This is a genomic window from Nocardia sp. NPDC050793, from assembly GCF_040654065.1.
In the GTDB taxonomy this organism is placed as follows: domain Bacteria; phylum Actinomycetota; class Actinomycetes; order Mycobacteriales; family Mycobacteriaceae; genus Nocardia.
This window is the reverse complement of record NZ_JBFAHG010000015.1, coordinates 39,385-60,016: the sequence shown is the minus strand read 5'-3', so window position 1 is coordinate 60,016 and position 20,632 is coordinate 39,385. Positions and strand designations below refer to the sequence as shown.

The 20,632-nt window shown below is 65.2% G+C and carries 15 protein-coding genes and 3 pseudogenes; 7 read left to right on the top strand and 11 right to left on the bottom strand.

What is annotated here, in order from left to right; all coding sequences use genetic code 11:
• Positions 1-35 precede the first annotated feature (35 nt).
• Positions 36-965 carry an NAD-dependent epimerase/dehydratase family protein gene (locus AB0H50_RS33460; protein WP_357460708.1) on the top strand — a complete coding sequence of 310 codons (930 nt, stop codon included), beginning with the start codon at positions 36-38 and terminating at the stop codon, positions 963-965.
• A 21-nt stretch (positions 966-986) separates the two neighbouring features.
• Here AB0H50_RS33460 and AB0H50_RS33455 read toward each other — a convergent pair whose 3' ends face one another.
• Positions 987-1,148, bottom strand: a complete 162-nt coding sequence (locus AB0H50_RS33455) for a hypothetical protein (RefSeq protein WP_357460705.1) — start codon at positions 1,146-1,148, stop codon at positions 987-989.
• A gap of 949 nt (positions 1,149-2,097) precedes the next feature.
• Between AB0H50_RS33455 and AB0H50_RS33450 the strand changes: the two genes are divergently transcribed.
• Both AB0H50_RS33450 and AB0H50_RS33445 read left to right on the top strand, forming a co-directional pair.
• Complete coding sequence (locus tag AB0H50_RS33450; protein ID WP_357460702.1) at positions 2,098-3,729, top strand: CocE/NonD family hydrolase; 1,632 nt, start codon at positions 2,098-2,100, stop codon at positions 3,727-3,729.
• A gap of 35 nt (positions 3,730-3,764) precedes the next feature.
• Positions 3,765-4,027: pseudogene (locus AB0H50_RS33445) on the top strand (fatty acid--CoA ligase); the annotation flags it as partial.
• Here AB0H50_RS33445 and AB0H50_RS33440 read toward each other — a convergent pair.
• Positions 3,969-4,241: a hypothetical protein gene (locus tag AB0H50_RS33440; protein ID WP_357460810.1), complete on the bottom strand. Its 273-nt coding sequence runs from the start codon at positions 4,239-4,241 to the stop codon at positions 3,969-3,971. The pseudogene AB0H50_RS33445 and the gene AB0H50_RS33440 sit on opposite strands and share 59 nt — an antisense overlap.
• Positions 4,242-4,775: 534 nt before the next feature.
• Here AB0H50_RS33440 and AB0H50_RS33435 point away from each other — a divergent pair.
• Positions 4,776-5,510 carry a class I adenylate-forming enzyme family protein gene (locus AB0H50_RS33435; RefSeq protein WP_357460698.1) on the top strand — a complete coding sequence of 245 codons (735 nt, stop codon included), beginning with the start codon at positions 4,776-4,778 and terminating at the stop codon, positions 5,508-5,510.
• 8 nt (positions 5,511-5,518) lie between these two features.
• Here the strand turns inward: AB0H50_RS33435 and AB0H50_RS33430 are convergent.
• Positions 5,519-6,329: pseudogene (locus AB0H50_RS33430) on the bottom strand (IS5 family transposase).
• A 135-nt stretch (positions 6,330-6,464) separates the two neighbouring features.
• Entirely contained in the window at positions 6,465-7,415 is a 951-nt protein-coding gene (locus tag AB0H50_RS33425; protein ID WP_357460695.1) for an ankyrin repeat domain-containing protein, read from the bottom strand.
• 43 nt (positions 7,416-7,458) lie between these two features.
• Between AB0H50_RS33425 and AB0H50_RS33420 the strand changes: the two are divergent.
• The 3 genes and pseudogenes from AB0H50_RS33420 to AB0H50_RS33410 form a co-directional block, all read left to right on the top strand.
• A pseudogene (locus AB0H50_RS33420) lies at positions 7,459-7,767 on the top strand (transposase); the annotation flags it as partial.
• A gap of 22 nt (positions 7,768-7,789) precedes the next feature.
• Positions 7,790-8,764, top strand: coding sequence for an AMP-binding protein (locus AB0H50_RS33415; RefSeq protein ID WP_357460794.1), 975 nt, complete (start codon positions 7,790-7,792; stop codon positions 8,762-8,764).
• A 43-nt stretch (positions 8,765-8,807) separates the two neighbouring features.
• Positions 8,808-9,434 (top strand): TetR-like C-terminal domain-containing protein, encoded by a 627-nt coding sequence (locus AB0H50_RS33410; protein WP_357460692.1) that lies wholly within the window; start codon positions 8,808-8,810, stop codon positions 9,432-9,434.
• 126 nt (positions 9,435-9,560) lie between these two features.
• Here the strand turns inward: AB0H50_RS33410 and AB0H50_RS33405 are convergent, their stop codons facing one another.
• From AB0H50_RS33405 to AB0H50_RS33375, 7 genes are all read right to left on the bottom strand, one after another.
• The gene (locus tag AB0H50_RS33405; protein WP_357460689.1) at positions 9,561-9,857 is read right to left on the bottom strand and encodes a hypothetical protein; all 297 of its coding nucleotides are present in this window, start codon (positions 9,855-9,857) and stop codon (positions 9,561-9,563) included.
• Positions 9,858-9,909: 52 nt separating this feature from the next.
• Entirely contained in the window at positions 9,910-10,572 is a 663-nt protein-coding gene (locus AB0H50_RS33400) for a hypothetical protein (protein ID WP_357460687.1), read from the bottom strand.
• A gap of 98 nt (positions 10,573-10,670) precedes the next feature.
• Entirely contained in the window at positions 10,671-12,365 is a 1,695-nt protein-coding gene (locus tag AB0H50_RS33395; RefSeq protein WP_357460684.1) for a CocE/NonD family hydrolase, read from the bottom strand.
• Between the two features lie 112 nt (positions 12,366-12,477).
• Positions 12,478-14,034, bottom strand: a complete 1,557-nt coding sequence (locus AB0H50_RS33390) for a CocE/NonD family hydrolase (RefSeq protein ID WP_357460681.1) — start codon at positions 14,032-14,034, stop codon at positions 12,478-12,480.
• 992 nt (positions 14,035-15,026) lie between these two features.
• Positions 15,027-15,920, bottom strand: a complete 894-nt coding sequence (locus AB0H50_RS33385) for a hypothetical protein (protein WP_357460679.1) — start codon at positions 15,918-15,920, stop codon at positions 15,027-15,029.
• On the bottom strand, positions 15,917-16,303 hold the full coding sequence (locus tag AB0H50_RS33380) for a hypothetical protein (protein WP_357460676.1): 387 nt from the start codon (positions 16,301-16,303) through the stop codon (positions 15,917-15,919). The genes AB0H50_RS33385 and AB0H50_RS33380 overlap by 4 nt, the downstream gene beginning before the upstream one ends.
• 94 nt (positions 16,304-16,397) lie before the next feature.
• A complete protein-coding gene (locus tag AB0H50_RS33375; protein WP_357460673.1) occupies positions 16,398-20,441 on the bottom strand; it encodes a CHAT domain-containing tetratricopeptide repeat protein in 4,044 nt (1,347 codons plus the stop codon).
• Positions 20,442-20,632 lie beyond the last annotated feature (191 nt).

Genomic DNA, 20,632 nt, shown 5'->3' with positions numbered 1-20,632 from the left:
TTGAAGTGGAACACCTGACAGGATCGAGGACCGTCATGTCCCTGCACGTCGTCATCGGAGCCGGACCCGTCGGGTCGGCCACCGCTCAACTCCTGGCAGCGCGAGGCGACGACGTTCGTCTCCTCACTCGAAGCGGATCGGGGCCGGAGCATCCACGCATCGCGCGCATCCCCGTCGACGCTACCGACGCCGCGGCCCTCGCGGTGCACTGCGCGGAAGCGACCGCGATCCACCAGTGCGCGGGCCTGCCGTACACGCGGTGGGCCACCGGTTTCCCTCCGCTGATCCACGCCGCGATCAGCGCCGCCGAAGCCTCCGGCGCGGTCCTGCTCACTGTCGGAAACCTCTACGGTTACGGGGAATTCGAAGGTCCGGTTGACGAATCACATCCGTTGCGCCCCAACTCCGTTAAGGGGCGGGTGCGTGCCGAACTATGGAACGAGGCCCTGTCCGCGCACGAGAAAGGCCGAATTCGTACCGCGGAGGTGCGCGGCTCCGATTACCTGGGAGCCGGTGCCAACTCGACATTCACGGCCGTGGTGCTGCCCGCCGTCGCCGCGGGCAAGGTGGCCCTGTTCCCCGGCGACCCGGATGTTCCGCACAGCTGGACCGCCGTCGAGGACGTGGCCCGCACCCTCGTCGCGCTGGCTGATGACGAATCCACCTGGGGTAGGGCGTGGCACGTGCCCACCGCAGCTCCGATATCGGTCCGCGCCCTGGCGGAGCTGACCGCCACTCTCGCCGGAGCGCCCCCGGCACGGGTCCGCCGCATGCCCTCGGCGCTGCTGTGGGCGGCCGGACTCTTCAACGCCGACGCCCGCGAAATCCGGGAACTGCGATACCAATTCGACCGTCCGTTCGTCCTGAACTCGTCGGCGGCGGCCGAGAAACTCGGCATCGAGCCCACACCGACCCGCCTGGCCCTGGAGGCCACCCTCCGTGCGAGGACTGACGACTGCGATTGACTCGGTGTCGGAGGTGGCACCTCACCCGAACGAGGCGTCGAAGCCGGTGGAACCGAAGTTCATGGCAGAGGGGTCGGATTGGGGGAGGTTGTCGGGGTCGAGTCCGGCGACGGCGACGATGCCGTCGGCACCCTTGTCGATCACTTTGCGCGCGAAGTGGTCGTTGGTGACATCGTGCAGCACGATTCCGCCGTAGGGGGGACGGCCTCGTTGATCTCGGGGCGAGCACCGAGCGTGGTGATCACGATCGGGACGCGGTGTTCGGCGATGACGGCCATGTCGTGGTCGAGGCGGTCGTTGGAGCGGTGCACGATCTGGTTGACAGCGAAGGGGGGCGACCACTGCGCCGGGGTTGTCGTGGGCGAAGGCGCGGTTGCTTTCGGTGATCTCCCGCAGCCATTCGTCGAGCACGTAGGCCGGGCGGGCGTTCAGGGCGGGAACGAGCCGATGATGCCGGCTTGGCATTGAGCGGTGACCGGGTCGACGCCAGAGGCGATGAACAGTGGTGATGCGATGACTGGGAGGGTGAGCGGACCGGCGAGTGCGGCAGGCAGCGCCACGGAATCTCCATTGACGGTGGCGGTTTTGGGGCGACTGGAGCGAGGCTAAGGCTCGGGGCCACAGCATGCAACGAGTTGCATACTGTGGCGATGGTCGAGCGCTCCCACTTTCGATTTCGGCGATCGCGAAACGCTGTTCGCCGAGGCGGCGGCAGAGCTGCTGCGGCAACAGTTGCTGCCCTGATCGAGGCGCCGACCTCCCTCGATCCTGAGGTTCTCCCAGCGCCTGGCCCGGATTCGATCGATCCTCGGGGGTGCGACCCGTCGGCGCTGACCTGCTGCAAGCCGAGGGTGCGGCACTCGCGACCGCGTTGCCACCTGTCGAGGTCGCGCTTTCGTCGACCAACTCACTCTGCGTTGAATAACACTTGTTCTCTTACGCACAAGTGTGCATTATGAAGTGGTGGGTGTGGCGACTCACGGTGCGACCGGCTCCGGAGTCGGCTGCACACAGCACAGGTGCCGCGGGCAACGCGAACTGGCCGACCTGGCCGATCTCCAGATTGTCCGGGCATTCGAACCATGCCGCCGACGCGATGGCGCGGTCGGCCCGTCGCACACGAAGGACTTCGATGAGAACACCTCCGCTGTCAAGCTTTCTCGCCCAACGGATGCTGAAGCTGTCGTCTCCGCCGACCCGAGATGTGCGGGTCGAGCGCGGGCTGCGGATTCCGATGCGGGACGGCACGGTCCTGCTGGCCGATCGCTACGCGCCGCGCGGGGGCGGTGACGGCTTGCCCACCGCGTTGATGCGCGGGCCGTACGGGCGGGGTGGGGTGATCCAGTTGCAGATGGCGCGGCCGCTGGCAGAACGCGGATTCCAGGTTCTGTATCAAAGCAGCAGAGGTACCGCTGGTTCGGGCGGTGAGTTCGATCCGCTGCGCGACGAGCGGCTCGACGGCTTGGACACCATCGACTGGATCTGCAAGCAGCCGTGGTTCGGGGATTCGTTGGTGCTGTACGGCAACAGCTACCTCGGCTACACGCAGTGGGCCGTGGCGGATCAAGTACCAGCGCAGGTCAAAGCCATCATCCCGGCGGTGACCAATTCCGCGATCGGCCTGAACTGGATGCGCGAGGACGGTTTCGTGCTGGAGTCGGCGCTCGGATGGGGAGTGTTGACCGATCTGCAGCGCCGCCCCCTGGCGACGATCCGTTTCCTGCTCGGTGGCCGCCGCCGTCATCGCGCCGAGTCCACGCTTCCACTGGCCGAGGCCGACCGTGTCGCGCTGGGCCGTCGGGTCAAGACGATCCAGGACTTTCTGGTGCACAACGGCTCCGATCCGTACTGGGCCGAGGTGGACATGAGTGACAAGGTCAAGGACGTCGAAGTCCCGGCGAGCCTGGTGGCCGGGTGGTTCGACGTCTTCCTGGCCAATCAGCTGCGCGACTACATCGAGTTGCAGCAGGGCGGGCGCCGTGCCCGGCTGACCGTCGGGCCGTGGTCGCACAATTCCCCCGAGGTGGTCTCCACCGCGGTGGAGGAGGTCCTCGAGTTCGGTATGGCGCACGCGCGCGGGATCGAGCCGGAGCACCGCGCGCCGGTGCGGGTGTTCGTGATGGGGGCCGAGCAGTGGCGCGACCTGCAAACCTGGCCACCCGCGGGATACGCGCCGGACCGGTTCCACCTGCACCCCAGCGGCAAGCTCGCCCGGCAGCAGCCCGAGTCGGCGTCGAGCCCGGGCGAATACCGCTACGACCCCGCCGACCCGACGCCGATCCTCGGCGGTTCGCGGCTGCTGCCCGGGACAACCGCCGGTCGTGTCGACAACGCGGCGGTGGAAGCGCGTCAGGATGTGCTGACCTACATCAGCGATCCGCTCACCGAGGAACTCGAGGTCATCGGTGACGTCGCTGCCGAGATCTGGTTCCGTTCCAGCGCCTCCCACGCCGATGTGTTCGTGCGGCTCTGCGATGTCGACCTCGCCGGCAACTCGACCAATATCTGCGACGGCCTCACCGGCGTGGCCGACGCCGACGAACTCCATTGTGTGACAGTTTCTTTGAGTCCCACCGCATACCTGTTCAAGCGGGGCCACCGGATTCGCATCCAGGTGTCGAGTGGGGCATTCCCGCTCTACAACCGCAATCTGGGCTTCGGTGATCCCCGCCGTGATGCCACCCGAATGCGGGTCGCTGATCAGCAGGTGCACCACGGCCCGGAGCATGCCTCTGCGATCATCCTGCCGGTCCGGGCGCGTTGAGCGCGCGGCCACGAACAGGGGGAGAGATCGTGCCGATGATGAGCACGATGCAGGACGAGCGGCTGTCATTGGCGACTCTGCTGCACTAGGCCTCGACCGTTCTCGGCGATTCCACCGTATCCACCTGGACCGGTGACGGACTGCGGACCATGACCTACCGCGAGGTCGGCGCCGAGGGTGCACGGCCGGCGGACACACTGGCCGGCCTGGGATCGAGGTGGGCGACCGCGACGGCACGTTCATGTGGAACAACAACGAGCACCTGGTCGCCTACATCGCGGTGCCGACCATGGGCGCGGGGTCAGCATCGCATCGATGAAGCAACCGGCGATGGTGTCGGGCAGGATGCGGTGGTAGCCCAGCACGACGACCGTGGCGTTGGGTGCTTTGGCCCGGATGAGGGCGTAGGTGGCATCGAGGCTGGCGGGTAGACGGTCGAGCTTGGCCTCGGCGGCCCGCCGGACCTCGGCGCTGCAGTTGCTTCCGCTGAGGCAGTTGACGAGAAAGTCCATGAAGAAGTCCTCGTTGTCGGCCCCGATGGAGACCGAGATGTAGGCGGTACGGTCCGAGAGCGCTTGCGAGGTCTTGGTGATGACATCGGTGGGGTACCCCCGCAGGCCCAGTCCGCGAAGCTGACCCCCGGAAGCCGTTGCGAGACAAGGTGTCCGACGTCGTCGCCGGCCTGTACGCAACCCTCGGTGACAGTCGTGCTCGGACAGTCGTGCTCGTATACGAGCCGGCCGCGACGAAGGAATCACCGAGCGAGACGTACCGGGCATCGCGCGGACCTGGATCGGCACATGTGTGACTCAAAGCACAAGTGTTACCTACTGTTGCCGGGCAGGCGACACCGATACCGTCACGATAAGTAACAATTGAGAATTTAGTGTCAGGCAGTTGAACGCGACCGGACAAGGATCCGAACCAATCATTGTAAACACTTGTTCTTTTATATACAGATGTGCATTATCGGACTCGCTGGAGCACCCAGGACAGCACCCACGGTCTCGCCGGTCTCCGGACACAGCACAACAGGAGGAAACCCGATGACAACCGCGCGCCACGACGAGATCCACCAGCGGCTGACCGATGCGCGAAGCGTCTGCGACCTGCTGCGGACAACCGCCGACTCCTACCCTGACCGCATCGCCCTGCGCTCGCACGAGACCGGAGCCGAATGGACCTACCGGCAGGCGATCGCTCGTATCGGAGCCGTCGCCGAACTGCTGCGCGAACTGGGCGTGACCCGTGGTGACACGGTGGCGCTGATGATGCGCAACATCCCGCAGTTCCATATCGCCGACGCGGCCGCGATGATGCTGGGCGCGGTCCCGTTCAGTGTCTACAACACCCTTCCCGCCGAGGATGCCCGGCACGTGCTCACCAACGCCGGGGCGCGAGTGGCGATCGCGGAGTCGGGCTTCGTGCCGGTGCTTCGCGCCGCCATCGAGCTGGGGGCGCCGCTCGAGCACCTGCTGATCGTCGATGTCGCGGCCGGGGGTGGGCAGGATCTACTGGCCGAATTCGCCGCCGAGGACACCGGATTCGACTTCGCCGCCGCCGACGAGGTCGGTCCCGAGGACCTGCTCACCCTGATCTACACCTCCGGCACCACCGGGCCTTCCAAGGGAGTCGAGCTGACCCACGCTGGCATGCTCGCCCAGCTGCGCGGGATTCACACCGTGGTTCCGCTCGACGGCCACGGCCGCCAGATCAGCTTCCTGCCCGCTGCTCATGTGGCCGACCGATGGGGTTCGCACTACTCGGCTTTCATGACTTAGACCGTGTCTCACATGGCGGCTGTTGCTTTCATCAACTTCTTGAAGCAGGTGAGTGCGGCAGCCAGCGTCAGGAAACCTAGATAATGGATTCCCTTGCGGTCGTAGTGGATGTTGAGCCGGTGGTAGCCGGTCAGCCACGACACGGTCCGCTCGATCACCCACCTGTGGCGGCCGAGTCGCTCGGCGGACTCGATTCCCTTGCGGGCGATACGGACCGCCATCCCGCGGCGGCGCACCCACAACCGCAGCTCGGGCTGGTCGTAAGCCTTGTCGGCGTGCAGCTTGCCCGGCCGGCGCCGCCGCGGCCCGCGCCGCGACCGCACCGCCGGGATCGCTTTCACCAGCGGTTTGAGTGCCTGCGAGTCGTGGACGTTGGCCGCCGAAACCGCCACCGCCAGAGGGATTCCCGCACGATCGGACAACACATGCTGTTTCGATCCCGGCTTGCCGCGGTCGGTCGGGTTCGGGCCGGTCAGATCGCCCCCCTTTTCGCCCGCACGCTCGCCGCGTCCACCACCGCCCGCGACCAGTCGATCAGGCCCCGGCTGCCCAACTCGTCGAGCACCGCTCGATGCAACCGCCGCCACACGCCGGTCTTGGTCCACACGGTGAACCGGCGATGCGCCGTCGGCACGCTCACCCGAACGACGGTGGCAGCATCCGCCAGGCACAACCGCTGGTCAGCACATACACCACCGCCGTGAACACCGCCGGCTGGTCCACCGGAGCGACACCGCCGCCCTGCGGAAGCGGGGTGAACTTCGGCAGCAGCGGCTCGGTCAACTCCCACAACTCGTCCGGCACCAGCCGCTGCGACAACGCATCAACCACGACCGATCATCATGCAGCACAACCAATCTCGATGCAGCCAGAACGAATTACATCCACCGCCCTCGTCACCCGACGGCTGGGAACGCCCCGCGCCCGCGGCCACCAGTTCGGCCATCCGAGCGGTCAGGGTCGGTACCGATAGTCGCCGTCGGGCACACGTAGCCACATGTCCGGCGGTCCAGCGAAGGCGCGCGCGTCGCGCGGGCGCAACCCGGCCCACGCGCAGCAGTAGGCGAGGACGTCGTGCTGATACAGGTACGAGGTGAGGATGTCCTCGGCGGAATCATCCTCGGACGGGTCGAGGGCGGGACTGATATCCGAGCCGGTGAGCGCGCCGTCGAGACTGGTGCTGCCCTGGCAGCCGCTCTTCGGGTTGAAGTACATCCCATAGCATTTCGTGCCGGGAGACAGGCGGGTGGAGATGCCGGGCATCGAGGCGATGTAGGACCAGGGTTGGGCGATCGCGCAGCCGCCGGGCACGTCGGTCGCCCACATCGTCAACTCGGTGTCAGCGGACAGGGGCCAGCTCGCCATGTCGTCCGGAGTCACCGATCCTGCCGGGACGACCTCGGCGTCCAACCGGCGGACAGCCTCGGCCGCGTCGATGCCCGCGACACAGACCAGGCTCATCCCGTCGATCCATGGTTTGCCCAGTGCCGTGGTCAGCTGGCGTCTTTCCTCGACTGCGGCCTGTTCGGAGGCCGACAACGCGCCGGTGACCAGCGGATGCTGCCCAGCCAGGCTCAGCCTTGCCGGGGACCAGCCCGCCATCATCGGTCGCGCCGGATCAGCGCCCGCAGCCAGCAACGCGCGGGCGTTGTCGGGACGGTTGGCATACACCGCACGCCACAACGCGGTACGGCCCCACGCCATCGCGTCGACATCATGCACCCGCGACGCCACCTCCGCCACCACCTCCGCAGACCCGTGCCCGGCGGCCATGTCCAACGGTCTCTGCTGGCCACGCAGTAGGACATCGGGGTCGGCACCCGCTTCTAGACGTGCGCGTATCTGCCCTGGATCGGTCCATCCCGCCCAGCCGAGGCCAGCCCAGCCACCCTGCTCATCATGCATGACTACAGTGTGTAGTCTCGAACATGTGTTCGGCAAACCGCTGCGTCAGTCACGGCCACGTCGGCGCAAGCCCGCAAAGCTGCACGCGGACAAGGCGTATGACACGGCGGACCTGCGTCGCCGGGTACGGCAGCCAGGGATCGTCGTCCGCATTGCGCGCAAGGGTATCGAGTCCAGCGAGCGGCTGGGTCGCCACCGTTGGGTTATTGAGCGCACGATTTCCTGGTTGAGTGGCTACCACCGACTCAACCTGCGCTACGAGCGCAAAAGCATCCTCTTCTGCGCCTTCCTGACGCTGGCCGCCGCACTCACCTGCTTCAAGAAGTTGGCGAAAGCAAAAACGGCCATGTGAGACACGCTCTTATGCCAACACCCTGACCTGTGTCGCCGACGCGGCAAACCTCCCGGCCTGCGTCGCCCAGGTGCAACCGACCGTCTTCGGCGCGGTGCCCCGTGTCTGGGAGAAGTTCAAGACCGCGCTCGAGCGTCGGTTTCCCGGCGACCTGCTCGCCTCGGTGACGGCGAATCCCGCCCTGGGCAGACAACTTCTCGAACGAATCGGCTTGGGATCGACACTCTGGGCGGTAACCGGCGCGGCGCCGACCCCGCGCTCGGTGATCGACTTCTTCATCGCGCTGGGCCTGCCCCTGCGTGAACTGCTGGGAATGTCGGAAACCTCCTGCGCGATCGCGACCGAAACCCCCGACACACTGCGCCCAGGCAGCGTCGGACATCCTCTGCCCAGCGTCGAAGTCGCCTTGGCGCCCGACGGGGAACTCCTGGTCCGCGGACCGCAGATCATGCGCGGCTATCGCGGGCAGCCCGAGAAGACGGCGGAGGCGATCGATGCCGAGGGCTGGCTGCACACCGGCGACATCGCCAGCATCGACGGCGGGGTGATCTCGATCATCGACCGCAAAAAAGAACTGCTGATTACCTCGGCCGGAAAGAACCTGTCCCCAGCCAACATCGAGATGGCGGTCCGCTCCGCTGGCAATCTCATCGGCCAGGTCTGCGCGGTCGGCGACGGTCTTCCCTATGTCGTCGCCCTCGTCGTCGTCGACCCCGCTGCTGCGGCGCCCGATGCCTCGGCTGCCGAGATCCGTGAGCAGGTCGATCAGCAGATCCAGCGAGCCAACAGCACGCTCGCGCGAGTCGCCCAGATCAAGAAGTTCACGATCCTCGACGAGGAATGGAAGCCGGGCATCGAGCTGACGCCGACGATGAAGCTGCGCCGCGCCGCGATCCTCGACAAATACATGACTCAAATCGCCGATCTCTACACTACGGACCAGGACAGGCCGAGTGCGCTGCGGCTCGGCAGTGATTCCGTCGAAAATGTCACTTAAATAACACTGGTAAACTTCTGTACAACTGTGCAATATCAGAGGTGTGAATGTCGAACTCTCGGCTCGAGCGGAAGTGACCGACCGGCGTGTACGCAAAACGCGAGCGGCATTGCTGGCGGCGGCCGTGCGGCTGGTCGAGGAGCGTGAAACCACCGATATCTCGGTGACCGACCTGGCCGAGGCCGCCGACGTCAGCCGCCGCGTGCTCTACCAGCACTTCGGTGACCGCGACGCGCTGCTCACGGCCGCGGCCGCGCAGCTGCTGACCCAGGAACTGCTCACCAGCTCCGCGCCCGGCGGTACCGGTGACCTGCCCTCGATGCTCGACACCGCCCGCCATTTCGCGGCGCATCGCACCTTCTATCGGGCCATGCTGGTCGGATCTTGCTCCCATGCCGCCACCCGTACGATCGCCCAGCTGTTCCGGCCCTACAGTATCGTCGGCGCTCGCGAGCTGTTCGGCGACCTCGACGACACCACCGCCTCCGAGATCGCCGACTTCCTCACCGGCGGCACCACCGCGGTGCTCAGCGAATGGCTCATCGAAGCCGCCGAGCCACTGGATCCGGTCGCTCTGGCCGAACGCATTGCGCGGGTCCAGGCCGTCATCAGCCCTCGCATTCCCGACAGCGACCGCCTCGCCGCCCGCTCGGCACGGCACCGCCAATGACCACGGAACATCGAGGGATCTGGCGACCGGTCGCCCGACGATAGCGACGCTGACAAGGGTTTCGTCCAGCTCGACGCCGATGGAGAACTGATGGCCGGTGGGCGGGTGGTGGTGGCGATGATGCAGTCATGTCTCCGGGCAGAGTGCCGCCCCTGCGGCTTCGAGGTCTTCTGGCTGTGCATCGGAGTAGATCGACAGCGAGACCGCTGGGTCGCGCCAGGCGGCGACGATGTGCACGGGAATCTTCAGGGCGAGCATCAGGCTCACCGATGTGTTTCGTAGTCCCTTCAACGGGATGCGGCGCAGCCCAGCGCGTTTCCTGAGCCGCTGGAACTCTTCGGAGTACCGGTCGGGGCGGATCTGGGTCCCATCGGCGTGTACTGCGATGCGTCTGTCGTCCGACCAGGGGATGCCCAGTGCCACGCACTCGGTGCTCAGCAGCCAGCAGGCGTAGAGCCTTTCCTCGCGTACTGATTCACGGGACTTCAGCGACTGTCCACGACTTGGAGGTGTCGTCGGTGCTGTCTTCGTCGTCGATCGTGTCGTTGGGCGGCTGCACCAACGCGATGGGGTTACGCGCCAGTTTGCCTTGGGCTACGAAGGATTCCATTACCGAGTTGAATGTGACCAACGTGGATCGGACGGTGATGGGCTTGACGCCGGGTTGGGTCGGGGCGAGCTTGGCGATATCGACGGCGGAGTAGAAGCCGCGTCGCAGCCTTTTGACCCGGCCGGATCGGATGAGGCCGGACAAAGCGGTGTGCACGTCCGCGTCGGGGAATGCGGTCTTGATCGTCGCTGCTGAGACACCTGAAGGGTGTTCGGCGATGAAGGTCGCGATTCGTGACGATAGTGACTCGGTGCGGTAGTGGCGGGGGCTTTGCCGTCCCTCGGTGAGCATCCATTCGACCAGCGCGTCGCCATCGTGCTTGGACACATCGCGCAGCTTCTTGCCGCCCAGACGCCGCCGCACGGGTTTCAGGGCGTTCTTGTAGCCCTGCAAGGTGTTCGGGCGGATGCCGCGGCGACCGGCGAGCCACAGATCGCATGCCTGGTCAACGGTCAGGTCGGAGATTTGGGTGAAAGTCCCGGAGGTAGCGCGCCGCGTCCGCTCGTCGCGGTCTGTGCGAGGTGTCACTGCTCGAACCTCCTTGTGTAACTGTCGTTTCGATTGCTACTGCCTGTCTCGATTCGCGCGATCGGCTTCGCATCCAGCGCGCCCCCACGGAGGTGTCCCTATCGCTGGATCACCGGCAGCACCAGACGGCTGGGGTGATCCGGGCCGGTGTGGATGGTGTTGGTGGCGGGCACCGCGTATTCGATGGGTTCGGCGTTGATCTGTCCGCCGGTGTTGGTGTTGCGGTCGTACTGCGGGAAGTCGCTGCTGGAGATGTCGACGCGAATCCGGTGACCGGCGAGGAAGACGTTCGAAGTCACCGCCATGTCGATGGCCAATTCGTAGATGTGACCCGTCTCGAGCAGCTTTGGGGTCGACAGATCGTTGCGGTAGCGGGCGCGGACGATGCCGTTGCACAAGGCGATCGCCCTGCCGTCAGGGGAGACGTCGATCAGCTTGGCGGTGAAATCGGTGTCCGGAGCGTCGGAGGAGACGAACAGTACCGCGGTGACGTAGCCGGTGACTTCCACCGGCTGCTCCAGCGGCGGAGTCGAGAACCGCACTACATCCTGGCGATCGTCGTTGAAGCGCTGGTCCGCGGCTTCCCAAATGGCCGACAATCGCGTGGACTCGGTCGTGCGGACCGGATCGGCTGGGTTGTATACGTAGGTGTGCTCGCCGGCGGCGTCAGGGAGTGTCGTGGTGAGGGTGTGGGAGTCGAGGTAGTAGTCGGTGTACTGGGTGTCAGGCAGGGGCCAGTCGCTCTCGTCGCGCCACTGGTCGATGCCCATGACGAACAACCGCACCCGCGGCGGAGTGTCCTCGGTCGGGATGTCGGACATCCAACGCTGGAAATGAGCGAGGTGTTCGGCGGTCAGATCGATCCCGACGCTGCTGGCCATGACACCGAAGTCGCGGTCGGGAGTGCGGGCGATGAGCATGCCGTCGTAGTGATCCCAAGGCCCGACTATCAGCCGCGAGCCTTCGCGGACGTCGTCGGTGGCGCCGTCTCGGCGCAGCAGTTCGAAGTCGCGCAGTTGCTGGTTGATGAAGATGTCGAACCATCCGGCGATCAGCAAGGCGGGGGTGGCGACCTTGCCGACGTCCGTGGTCAAATCGTGCTGTTGCCAGAACGAGTCGTAACTCGGATGCGCGAGGAGGTCGCTGAACCAGGGGCTGGCCGTCAGTGCTGTGAACTCGGTCAGCGGGCTGATTTCGGAGGCGGCGCTCCCATTGAGCATGTGTCCGGTCAATTCGGCGATGAGTTCGGCGTTCTTGTCCTCGCGGCGCATTTCCTCGGCGAGGCGCATGATCGCCGACCAGCCGACGGCGATTCCCGCCGACAGTGCCCCGCCAGGGTGGTACATGACGCCCTTGTACCAGTTCATCGCGGTCACGGCCGGCGCCATCGCCTTGTGCGCGGGGTGGGCTGCTGTGGCGAGAGCCCACTGGGTCATGCCGAGGTAGGACATCCCGTAAGTGCCGACTTTGCCGTCCGACCACGGCTGTCGCACGATCCAGTCGACGGTGTCGTAGCCGTCGGCGACCTCATCGGCGAGGGGAGAGAAGATTCCGTCGGAGTCGAAAGTGCCACGGCACTCCACCCACACGACGGCGTACCCGGCTTTGACGAACGTCAGCAGGGTGGGAGCTATACCCCCCGTGCCGCCCATGATCGGATAGTCGACCGACCCGTACGGGCTGCGGGCCAGCAATGTCGAGGCGTCGCGGCCGATAGGGATGAAAGCTGTCGCCGACAGTTCGACGCCGTCGCGCATCGGGATGCGGAGGGTGGATACGGTGTGAGCGATCACAAGTCTTCCTTGATAGCGGTAATCGGGGGGGTGAGAGCCGGGAACAATTGGCGGTCGGCGTGAACTCCGGTTGAGGCAGTGGCCGGAGGTTCTTTCGCCGCGGAGTTGCCGGTCAGTGTGTCCGGACCGGCAGCACGACCGCCGAAGGATGTGCCGGATCATGGTGGACCTGCTGGTCGGCGGCCACCATGCGAGTGGCGGTGAGCCGGGGCTCCCCGGTGCCGAGATTGCGGTTGTACTGCGGGAACGAACCGCTCGAGACCTGTACACGAATGCGGTGACCATGCTTGAACCGATACGCGGTCGGTGTGAGTTCCACTGTGACGCAGGCCAGTTCGTCGGCGTGGGTGAGCCCGGTTATACCTTCGCTGACGTTCATGGAGCGACCGTCGGTGTCGACGTCGCAGACGCGGACGAAGACATCGGCATGCGCCAAGCTGGACCGGAACCAGATCTTCGCGCGGACCTCGCCGATGATCTCGAGATCCTCTGCGAGTACTTCACTCGTGAAGGTGAGCACATCCTCGCGCTGCTCCCGCACGCGGTTGTCGACACTTCCGGCCTTGATTCCGGGCAGTAGGCGAAGGCCACCGACGGCGGGCGTGGGATCGGCAGGGTCGTAGCGGTATCGGCTCGGCTCCGACGCCGCTGCCGGCGGGCGTTCGTCGGTGAGAACGTCGCCCGGGTGGAGGTAGAAGTCGCGGGCGCGATATTCGGGCGGGGGCCACGCAGTCAAGTCACGCCATTGTTCGGCGCCCATGACGAAGACCTGCACGGGTGCCCGTTCGGCTGGTACTTCGCCGCGTGCATGCGGCAGCCCGAAGTCGAGCACCTCGTGAACCATTCGCGAGATGATCCCCACCGAACCGTGCGACCACGGGCCGATTGTGAGCCGCGGCTGTCGCCCTTCCGCGACCAGCCGGATGTAGTCGCGCAGTTGATTGATCACGAAGATGTCGAACCACCCGGCGATCATGCTGACAGGGACTTCGGCCCGCCCGATGGTGTCGCGGTGATCGGTGTCGGCCCAGTGCGGGGAACCCGCGTCATGGGCCAGCAGATTCTGTATCAGTTCGGAACGGTATCCCAGTGCGACCGTGTCCGCGTCACCCAGGGGCAGTACCTTTTCCGCGCGTCGCCGTTTACCTGCGCCCAGCAGCATCCGGGTCATCGCCAGCGGTTGTTTCTGGCGCTCCATCAGCACACCCCATCCGAAGGTCGCTTCAAGGGGGAAGCCGTCCGCTCGGACCATTTGTTGTATCAGCGCGGATGTGGTGACCGACGGAATGATCGCCTTGACCTGCGGGGGGAACAGGTCCGCCATCGAGAGCTGGGTGTAGCCAAGGTAGCTGGAGCCGAACATGATCATCGACTCGCCGAACCACGGCTGCTTACACAACCACTCCACGGTGTCGATCCCGTCGGATCGTTCATGGCGTAACGGTTCGAACGCACCGCCCGAGCCGGCCGTGCCGCGCGCACTCTGCAACACCACCTGAAAACCCCGTTCGGCCAACGGTCGAGCCAGTTGCAACGCGAACTGCCCCCCACGCCCGTACGGTCCGCGCATCAACGCGACCGGAAGGCCATCACCTCCCGAACGGGGCGTGATTCGCGCGGCCAGCAGGACCGTGCCGTCGCGCATCGGAATCCGCAAGGAGTCATCCACTCGCAATGTCCGAGTATCCGGCGTGGGTAGACCCAGCAACCGTTGGTTCAACCAGCTCGACAACGGCGGCATTCTCATTCGTGATTCCTTCGTGCATAGGGGATCAGCCGCCGGGACCGGTCGGGCGGCGACGTTTCGTGGCACTCGCCGAGTCCGGCGGGTCAGAGCGTCATCACCCCAGACTTCTCGTTCGCGGGGCCTGCCGGTCCCCAGGCTCGATCGATGGTAACGCATGTAACCGAATATACAAATGTTACTTATATTGGTGAGGTGCGCGATCGCATCGCGCCGAGCGCGCAGGCTCGTCGTTCTCCAGCCGGCCGCAGTCACATGCCGACAGATGACTGATGCTCCGGGCTGTTGGCGCGCCGCGCGTCCTCACCCACCTTCGATTGATATTTCGTCGTACCGTCATGTCAGTGCGTTCGGCCGCCATGACAGACACCGGCGCCACCGCAATGGCCGCCACCGCGCAAGGAACGCACGCCGCATTCCTCTGCGGCGCGGCCTGGGTCTACCTCGCTACCGGCCTGTTCGTCGCCGGCCGGATATGCTGCAACCTGCATACGAACGTCATCAGCGGGCTGGTCAGGGCTTGGAGTTCCGGCCAGGTCTCGGGCTCGCCGATCCATCGCATGGTGTCAGCGAAGGTGACCGCCGAAATCGGCAGGCCGACAACCAGACCGATCCGCAGTGTTCGAGGCGCCCATCGGTACAGCGTGTCGTTGGCATCGATTGGTCGCCTGGCCCGTGCCCTTCTGTGCCTACGAAATGGTCGCGGACCATGTATCGATAGTGCTGTCTCAGGGGCTGCGGGTGGATGGTCCGACCGAGCTCGATATCGATGCCTGGATCCAGGGCTCGAACGAGACATTCAACATCACGGCCTTGGCGGCTGTCGTCGACGACTGATAACGACGACTGGAATCGCTGCATGGGCCGAGAAGATCTGGGCGCCTCTGGACATCACTGACTTCAGTTCGGAACGAATATCACTCTGCCGCAGATGAATTAGGGTCCCACCGAGATTTTCGAGTGTGGAATGTAATTGTTCTGCCCTCATCCGTGGTCAGTGGCCCGCCGGGGTCGGGGAAGCCGAGTTGGGTAGCGAGTTCGCGGGCGTGGAGGTCGACTGTGGACTCGAGCAGATCGGCCAGCATCGCGATTGCCTCGCGAGCGCGCACCTGGGCGGTGATCGAAATGATCAGGGCCAGTGGGGCCGCGGGCCACCATCGGATCGTCAACACCGCGTAGAGCAATGCCCAACCCATGAGGCGGGCAGATGCTGTGTAGGCGTCGCGTGCTCCGTTCAGTTCGGTGCGGGTGGTTTCGGGGACGATCAGCCAGAGCCTCGGCCAGATCGCGTCGAGATCGAGGCCGTAGACGCGGTCGATGCGGAGGCGACTGGCCAGCAGCCGGTCGCCGATCCAGGTCGGCCGGTCGGCTTCGAAGGGGCTGATGCGATCGGCTCGGCTGATGGCGGCGCGGATCTGGTCAGCGTTGGCGAATGGCTCGTCGGCATCTCGTTTGGCCTGTTGAGACCGATTTCGTCGCCATCTGGTCAGCCACACTGCTGGCGGGCGTCGCCCTGGGATGGTCCAGACGAAGGACACCGCGCGCCCCAGCGTCGCTGCGGCAAGCCCGAGGGCGACAGAGCCGAGCAGAGTAGCGGCGATGATGAGGATGCTTCCGCCGACCGACCGTAGGGTGGGATCCTGTGCCCACCTGCCGATCTGATCATTCAGTCGGCGCACATCCAGCGCGTGCCCCCAGCCCAGCGTGTACGCGATCGCGACGGTGGCCAGGTAGAGGAGCCCTGGGAAGGCCAGGAGAACAGCCCATCGCTCGGCCAGTCGTTTGGCCACCTCGGTGAGGAATCCGTTCATGGCGCAAGTTGTTCCGGGTCCAGTGGCTCTCCGCTGACATTGCAGGTGGGAGTGGGTTGGCCGGGGCGAACTCGTCCGCGTCCGGCGCAGACAGCACGAGGACAGAGCCACATCTGCGCCGAGTGGCCACGGGCGGCACCAGGCAGGAAACCGAAGCCACGCTGCGAGGTTGGGTAAAGGCCGTGTCCGGTGGCTGCGAGCACGATCGCTTGCAGGGCATCGATATCGGCTTCGAGCGTCGGCTCGATGGTGCCGGATTCCAGGGCCGTGCGCGCACGCGTGTAGATCTCCATCTGACCGGCGTCACGCGCCAGTGACTCCAAACTCGCGTCCGCCAGTTCACGGCAGAAGGCCGAGATCTTGACCTTGATGTCGACCCCCACTGGCCCTCCGATTCGCCCGATCCGATGGCATCAGTATCCTCGACCGGCCCGGCTTGCGTTGCGCGAATCCGGCTCGCGCAGTACCAGTTACAGCTCATGCGCCGGTGTGGAGGTATGCGGCCCATCTCGAGGCAGCCATCGGCGACCGATCACGGGCGGTGCGTACGACTCGATGTAGCGCCCTGGCGGCGTGCTCGGCATTCAATCGACCGGCCTCACCAGTGGACAAGGCGCGGTAGAAGGATTCGGCCACCGCCGCGGAGTACTCGTCCGAGATCGCCCAGAATGCTCCGATGACATGAGGGAATCCGGCGAGTTGGAAGGCGCCTGCCAAATGTATCGATTCGTCGAGGAGCTTCAGATTGCTGTTGAGCGCGGTGTCGCACGCGGACAGATAGGCCAGCCGGGCCTTGGCGAGTGTGGTTCCCGCCAGGCTGCCGACTGTGAGCAGCTGCTCTTGATGGTCGTGGAGCAACAGGCCGCTCTGCGACGGATCGCCAGGGCTACTGAAGCCATGGCAGATGAAGTGGGTGTATGCAGAGTCCGTCAAGTGCCGCAGGACCGTCGATACCGTCGGGGTCTTATCCTGGTGATCGGCGGACTCGTTCGACTCGAACAGGGTGATCGGCAGCGGTAGCAACTGCTCTATCTTGGCTGCCTCGTCGAGCGCCGAGGGGAGATCGCCGTCGAGGGTGCCCGGCGTGCTCGGCATGGCCACGATCAGTGACTGGTCGAAGTGCGTATCAGGTTTCGACATCCGACGGGCGTAGCCGAGCGCGCGGATCGTCGGAATGTAGGATGAGACAACCCGATCCAGGACCGTGCGATTGTCACATTCGCCATGACGTCCGGCAGCGTGCATGGGCAGGAGACCGAGCAGCCCGCTGAGCGCCCACCAGAGACGGGGGAGGGGTTCGCCGGCGGACGTCAGATCCAGCGCATTCATGATCGGCTCGGCGGCGACATCCCACAGCCATGCGAGCACCTCGTGCAGCCGTGCTTCGGCAGCGCGCCGGACCGCGATCGAAAACTCGGCCTCCAGCGAATCAGCCAGTGCCGCATGGAAAGCTCGTACCTGCTCGAAGACGGCCTCCATTGTGAGAGCGGGTAATTCGAGTGAGTGAATACCGTGACCGGTCAGCAGTATGGCGTCGCTGCGGTATCTGCTCACATTGATCGTCACTACCGAGCCGTGATCCGCCTCGCGGATCAGCTGCCCAGCAGTCGGCGGGAGCCCGAACGAGCCGAAGTGTGGTAGTCCGCGAATCTGGTTGAGCAGCAAGCCGAATTGGGACGCCAGCGACTCGCGATACTCAGCGGGCGCTGTCGGGTCGGCGGGTGTGTCCAGTGCGTCACGCATGTCCTCGAACCGGGCCGCCAAAGGTGGATGTGCCGCGCGCAGTTCGGTGATATCGCTGCGCGTTTCAAGGGTCTGGCTGAGTAGTACACCCCGGCCGGCCTCCAGCGTCTCCAGGGCTCGGATGGCTCTTTCATCGGCGGGACGGGAGGTGTCGGCGAGCAGCAGTGCGGCCGCATCCGAGGCCACGAAGGTGAATTCCTCCATCCGCTGCTGCTGATGGGCGCGCTTCAACCGACGCGGTGCGACGTCGGTCAGTAGGCTTACCGCGGTGGCCAAAAGTTCTGCGGCGCGGGCGGGTTCGTGCGCAGCCAGCAGACCGGCTCCAGTGTGAGCCACCTGAATACGCAGCGAAGCCGCTGCGGAGGGCTCCGCGACGGCCCGCTCGAGTGCGGTCATCGCAGCCGCAGCATCGTCGGGATTACCGAATTGCTGGAACCGGGCGTGGAGAGCAGTGGCATAGGTATTGAGTTCTGCGGTGAGGTTGTAGTGGCCGAGAGGAGTGCAGTCCACCGCGTCGCCAGCGGCGGTGACTGCTTCGTCGATGTCCTTACGGTCGTGCAACTCCTGGAATCGTTCGGTCAGGGTGCTGCACAGTAGATTCAGTACAGCTGCGCGCTCGGCGCTGTCCTCGGGCACCAGATCGACGGCCTCGCGCGCGGTACGTACCGCGGCGTCCAGGTCGGTGCCATTGTGTGCCACTTGGTATCGCTTCAGGAGCACATTCCCGAGGCTCAATAGGTAGCCCGCGCGCTCGAAATGATCGTCGGGTGTGGTGGCGACCGCCTCCCGGTGCCGAAGGACCGCGGCATCCGCATCCGCCAGATCGCGCAGTCGTTCGAATCGGATCTCGAAGAGATTTCCCAGATGGTTGAGGAAGCGTGATCGTTCCGGATGGTCTTCGGGCACTTCGGCCACGGCGGCGGCGCTGGCGGCCAGGGCCGCATCCAAATCCTCGGGATTGCCCAGGTGCTCGAACCGGTCGCCGAGGCCTTGTCCCAGACTGCTCAGAATCCCGGGCCTGTCACGGTCGGCGACCGAACGCAGAGCTTCCCGATAGCCGCGGATCGAGTCGTCGAGGTCGGCGATCTCGCCTGTGACCTTGAACCGCGACACGTGCGCCGTGGCGAGATTGTGCAGTATCTGTCCCTTCAAGAATCCGGTGCCAAGGGATACCGCCTCGATGAGATATCGAATCGCTTCGTCCAGATCGGATCGGACAGCCAACCGCCGATGCCGCACTCTGAGGGCTATTCCGAGGCCGTTGAGAACATTGGGTCGCGCGGGATGGCCAACACGTGCGAGGGTTTCGGCTTGTCGGTCGATTCGAATCGCACGATCGAGGTCGGGGACCGTGCCCAAGTGCTCGAACCGCGCTGTGAGGATCGTGCCCAGGTTGGCCAGCTCCTCGACCGGTGGGGAGTTGTCGCCGGGGAGGCTGTCGAGCCGAGCATCGAGCAGATCGATGCTGGCGTTCAGGTCGTCTATTGCGCCCAGGCGTTCGTAGCGATGCCAGAGCGCAATAGACAAACCAATGCTCGCATGCCACAACGGATCCGGGTTCAGCGCGAAGGCATCTTGAAAGGCTCGCACGGCGGTGTCGATGTCATCGATCTCGCCGCGGTTCAGAAAGCGATCGATCCGCGCCTCACCAATATTGCAGAGTGTTTGGGGCTGTCCGAAGTCGGCACTCGCGGCGGCCTCCTCGAACAATGCGATAGCCCGATCGAGATCCCGTGGAGCGTCGATCCGGCGAGCACGCGTCGCGAGCGCGGCCCCCAGATCGTTGAGCAGGGCGCTTCTGCTCGCGGCACGGGGGTCTGGGGTTGAATTCGCCATCACGGTACTCAGCAGGTCGATCGCTTCATCGAGGTCGGCGCTGCTGCCGGAGATGATGGACCGGCGATTCAGCGAGGCACCCAGGTTCCCCAACTGACGGTATCGGTCCGGATCACCGGGATCTGTTCGATCGATCAGCTCGCGCCGGAACTCGATGGCCGCGTCCAGATCTCGTTGGTCGCCGAGCAGGAGGAACCGTGCGTCGAGTGCGTCGACCAGGTTCGGAACGACCCTAGCGCGAAACGGATCGTCGAGCGCGAGGACTGTCTCGGCCTCGCGTAGGGATTCGATGGCAAGCTCCAGGTCGGCCGGCGATCCGGTTCGCTCGAATTTGTCGTGGAGTGCCACGCCGAGGTTGTTGCGGATGAAGGCGCGCTGCGGATCGTCCGGGGGGAGTGTCGAGATTGCCTCCTCGAACAACTTGTGTGCACGAAGGAAGTCTTCCTCGGATTCGGTCTGCTCCGATCGTGTCAGCATCAGGCCACCCATGCTGTTCAGCCGCGCGGCTCGGTTGGGGTGATCGATGGGCGTCGCGCTCAGGATGCGTTCCCAAAGTTCGACCGCTTCAGCGAACTCGGAGGAATCAGCGGCCGACATGATGACCGACTCGAGGAAAGCGAGTGCCTCACCCTCGACCTGATCGGCCAGGATATGGAGCAGTTGCTCGGGCAGATCGACTGCGCCCCAGACGAAACAGGGGGCGAACGCCCAGATCGCGTTGACGAGGTCGTGTTGAAGCCCACCGTCGGGGTGCTGGAACCGCTGCCAGTGCAGAGTACCGAGCAGCCCCCACTCCTCAGTTGTGCCGCCCTCGCTCCGAAGGATCTCGGCGTACCGAAGCCCGTCGACTACGGTGCCTGCATCGAGATATCCTGTTGCTCCTTCTGGGCCGTAATCGATACGGCGCCTGATGGTTTCGGCAAGTACATCCCGCTCGGTCAACTGAACCCCCTAGCCATGACCAAGGATAGCTAGACGGCGGAGTCGTTGATGGGGTTACGCCGGTGATCCATAGGGCGCGGCTGGGGATACGCGGCCGAGCAACGAGAACTAGGCACCCCTCTCAGTGTGGGTGGGGACTGGATCTAACGGTGTTTCCGGCCTGACACGCTGAACGAAGTTCAGCGGGGAGG

What these genes read in the sequence shown, in the direction of transcription:
- AB0H50_RS33440 (WP_357460810.1), bottom strand. Translation starts at nt 4,241, where the DNA reads ATGGACTTTCTCGTCAACTGCCTCAGCGGAAGCAACTGCAGCGCCGAG.
- AB0H50_RS33385 (WP_357460679.1), bottom strand. Translation starts at nt 15,920, where the DNA reads ATGAACGGATTCCTCACCGAGGTGGCCAAACGACTGGCCGAGCGATGG.
- AB0H50_RS33460 (WP_357460708.1), top strand. Translation starts at nt 36, where the DNA reads ATGTCCCTGCACGTCGTCATCGGAGCCGGACCCGTCGGGTCGGCCACC.
- AB0H50_RS33435 (WP_357460698.1), top strand. Translation starts at nt 4,776, where the DNA reads ATGACAACCGCGCGCCACGACGAGATCCACCAGCGGCTGACCGATGCG.
- AB0H50_RS33450 (WP_357460702.1), top strand. Translation starts at nt 2,098, where the DNA reads ATGAGAACACCTCCGCTGTCAAGCTTTCTCGCCCAACGGATGCTGAAG.
- AB0H50_RS33425 (WP_357460695.1), bottom strand. Translation starts at nt 7,415, where the DNA reads ATGCATGATGAGCAGGGTGGCTGGGCTGGCCTCGGCTGGGCGGGATGG.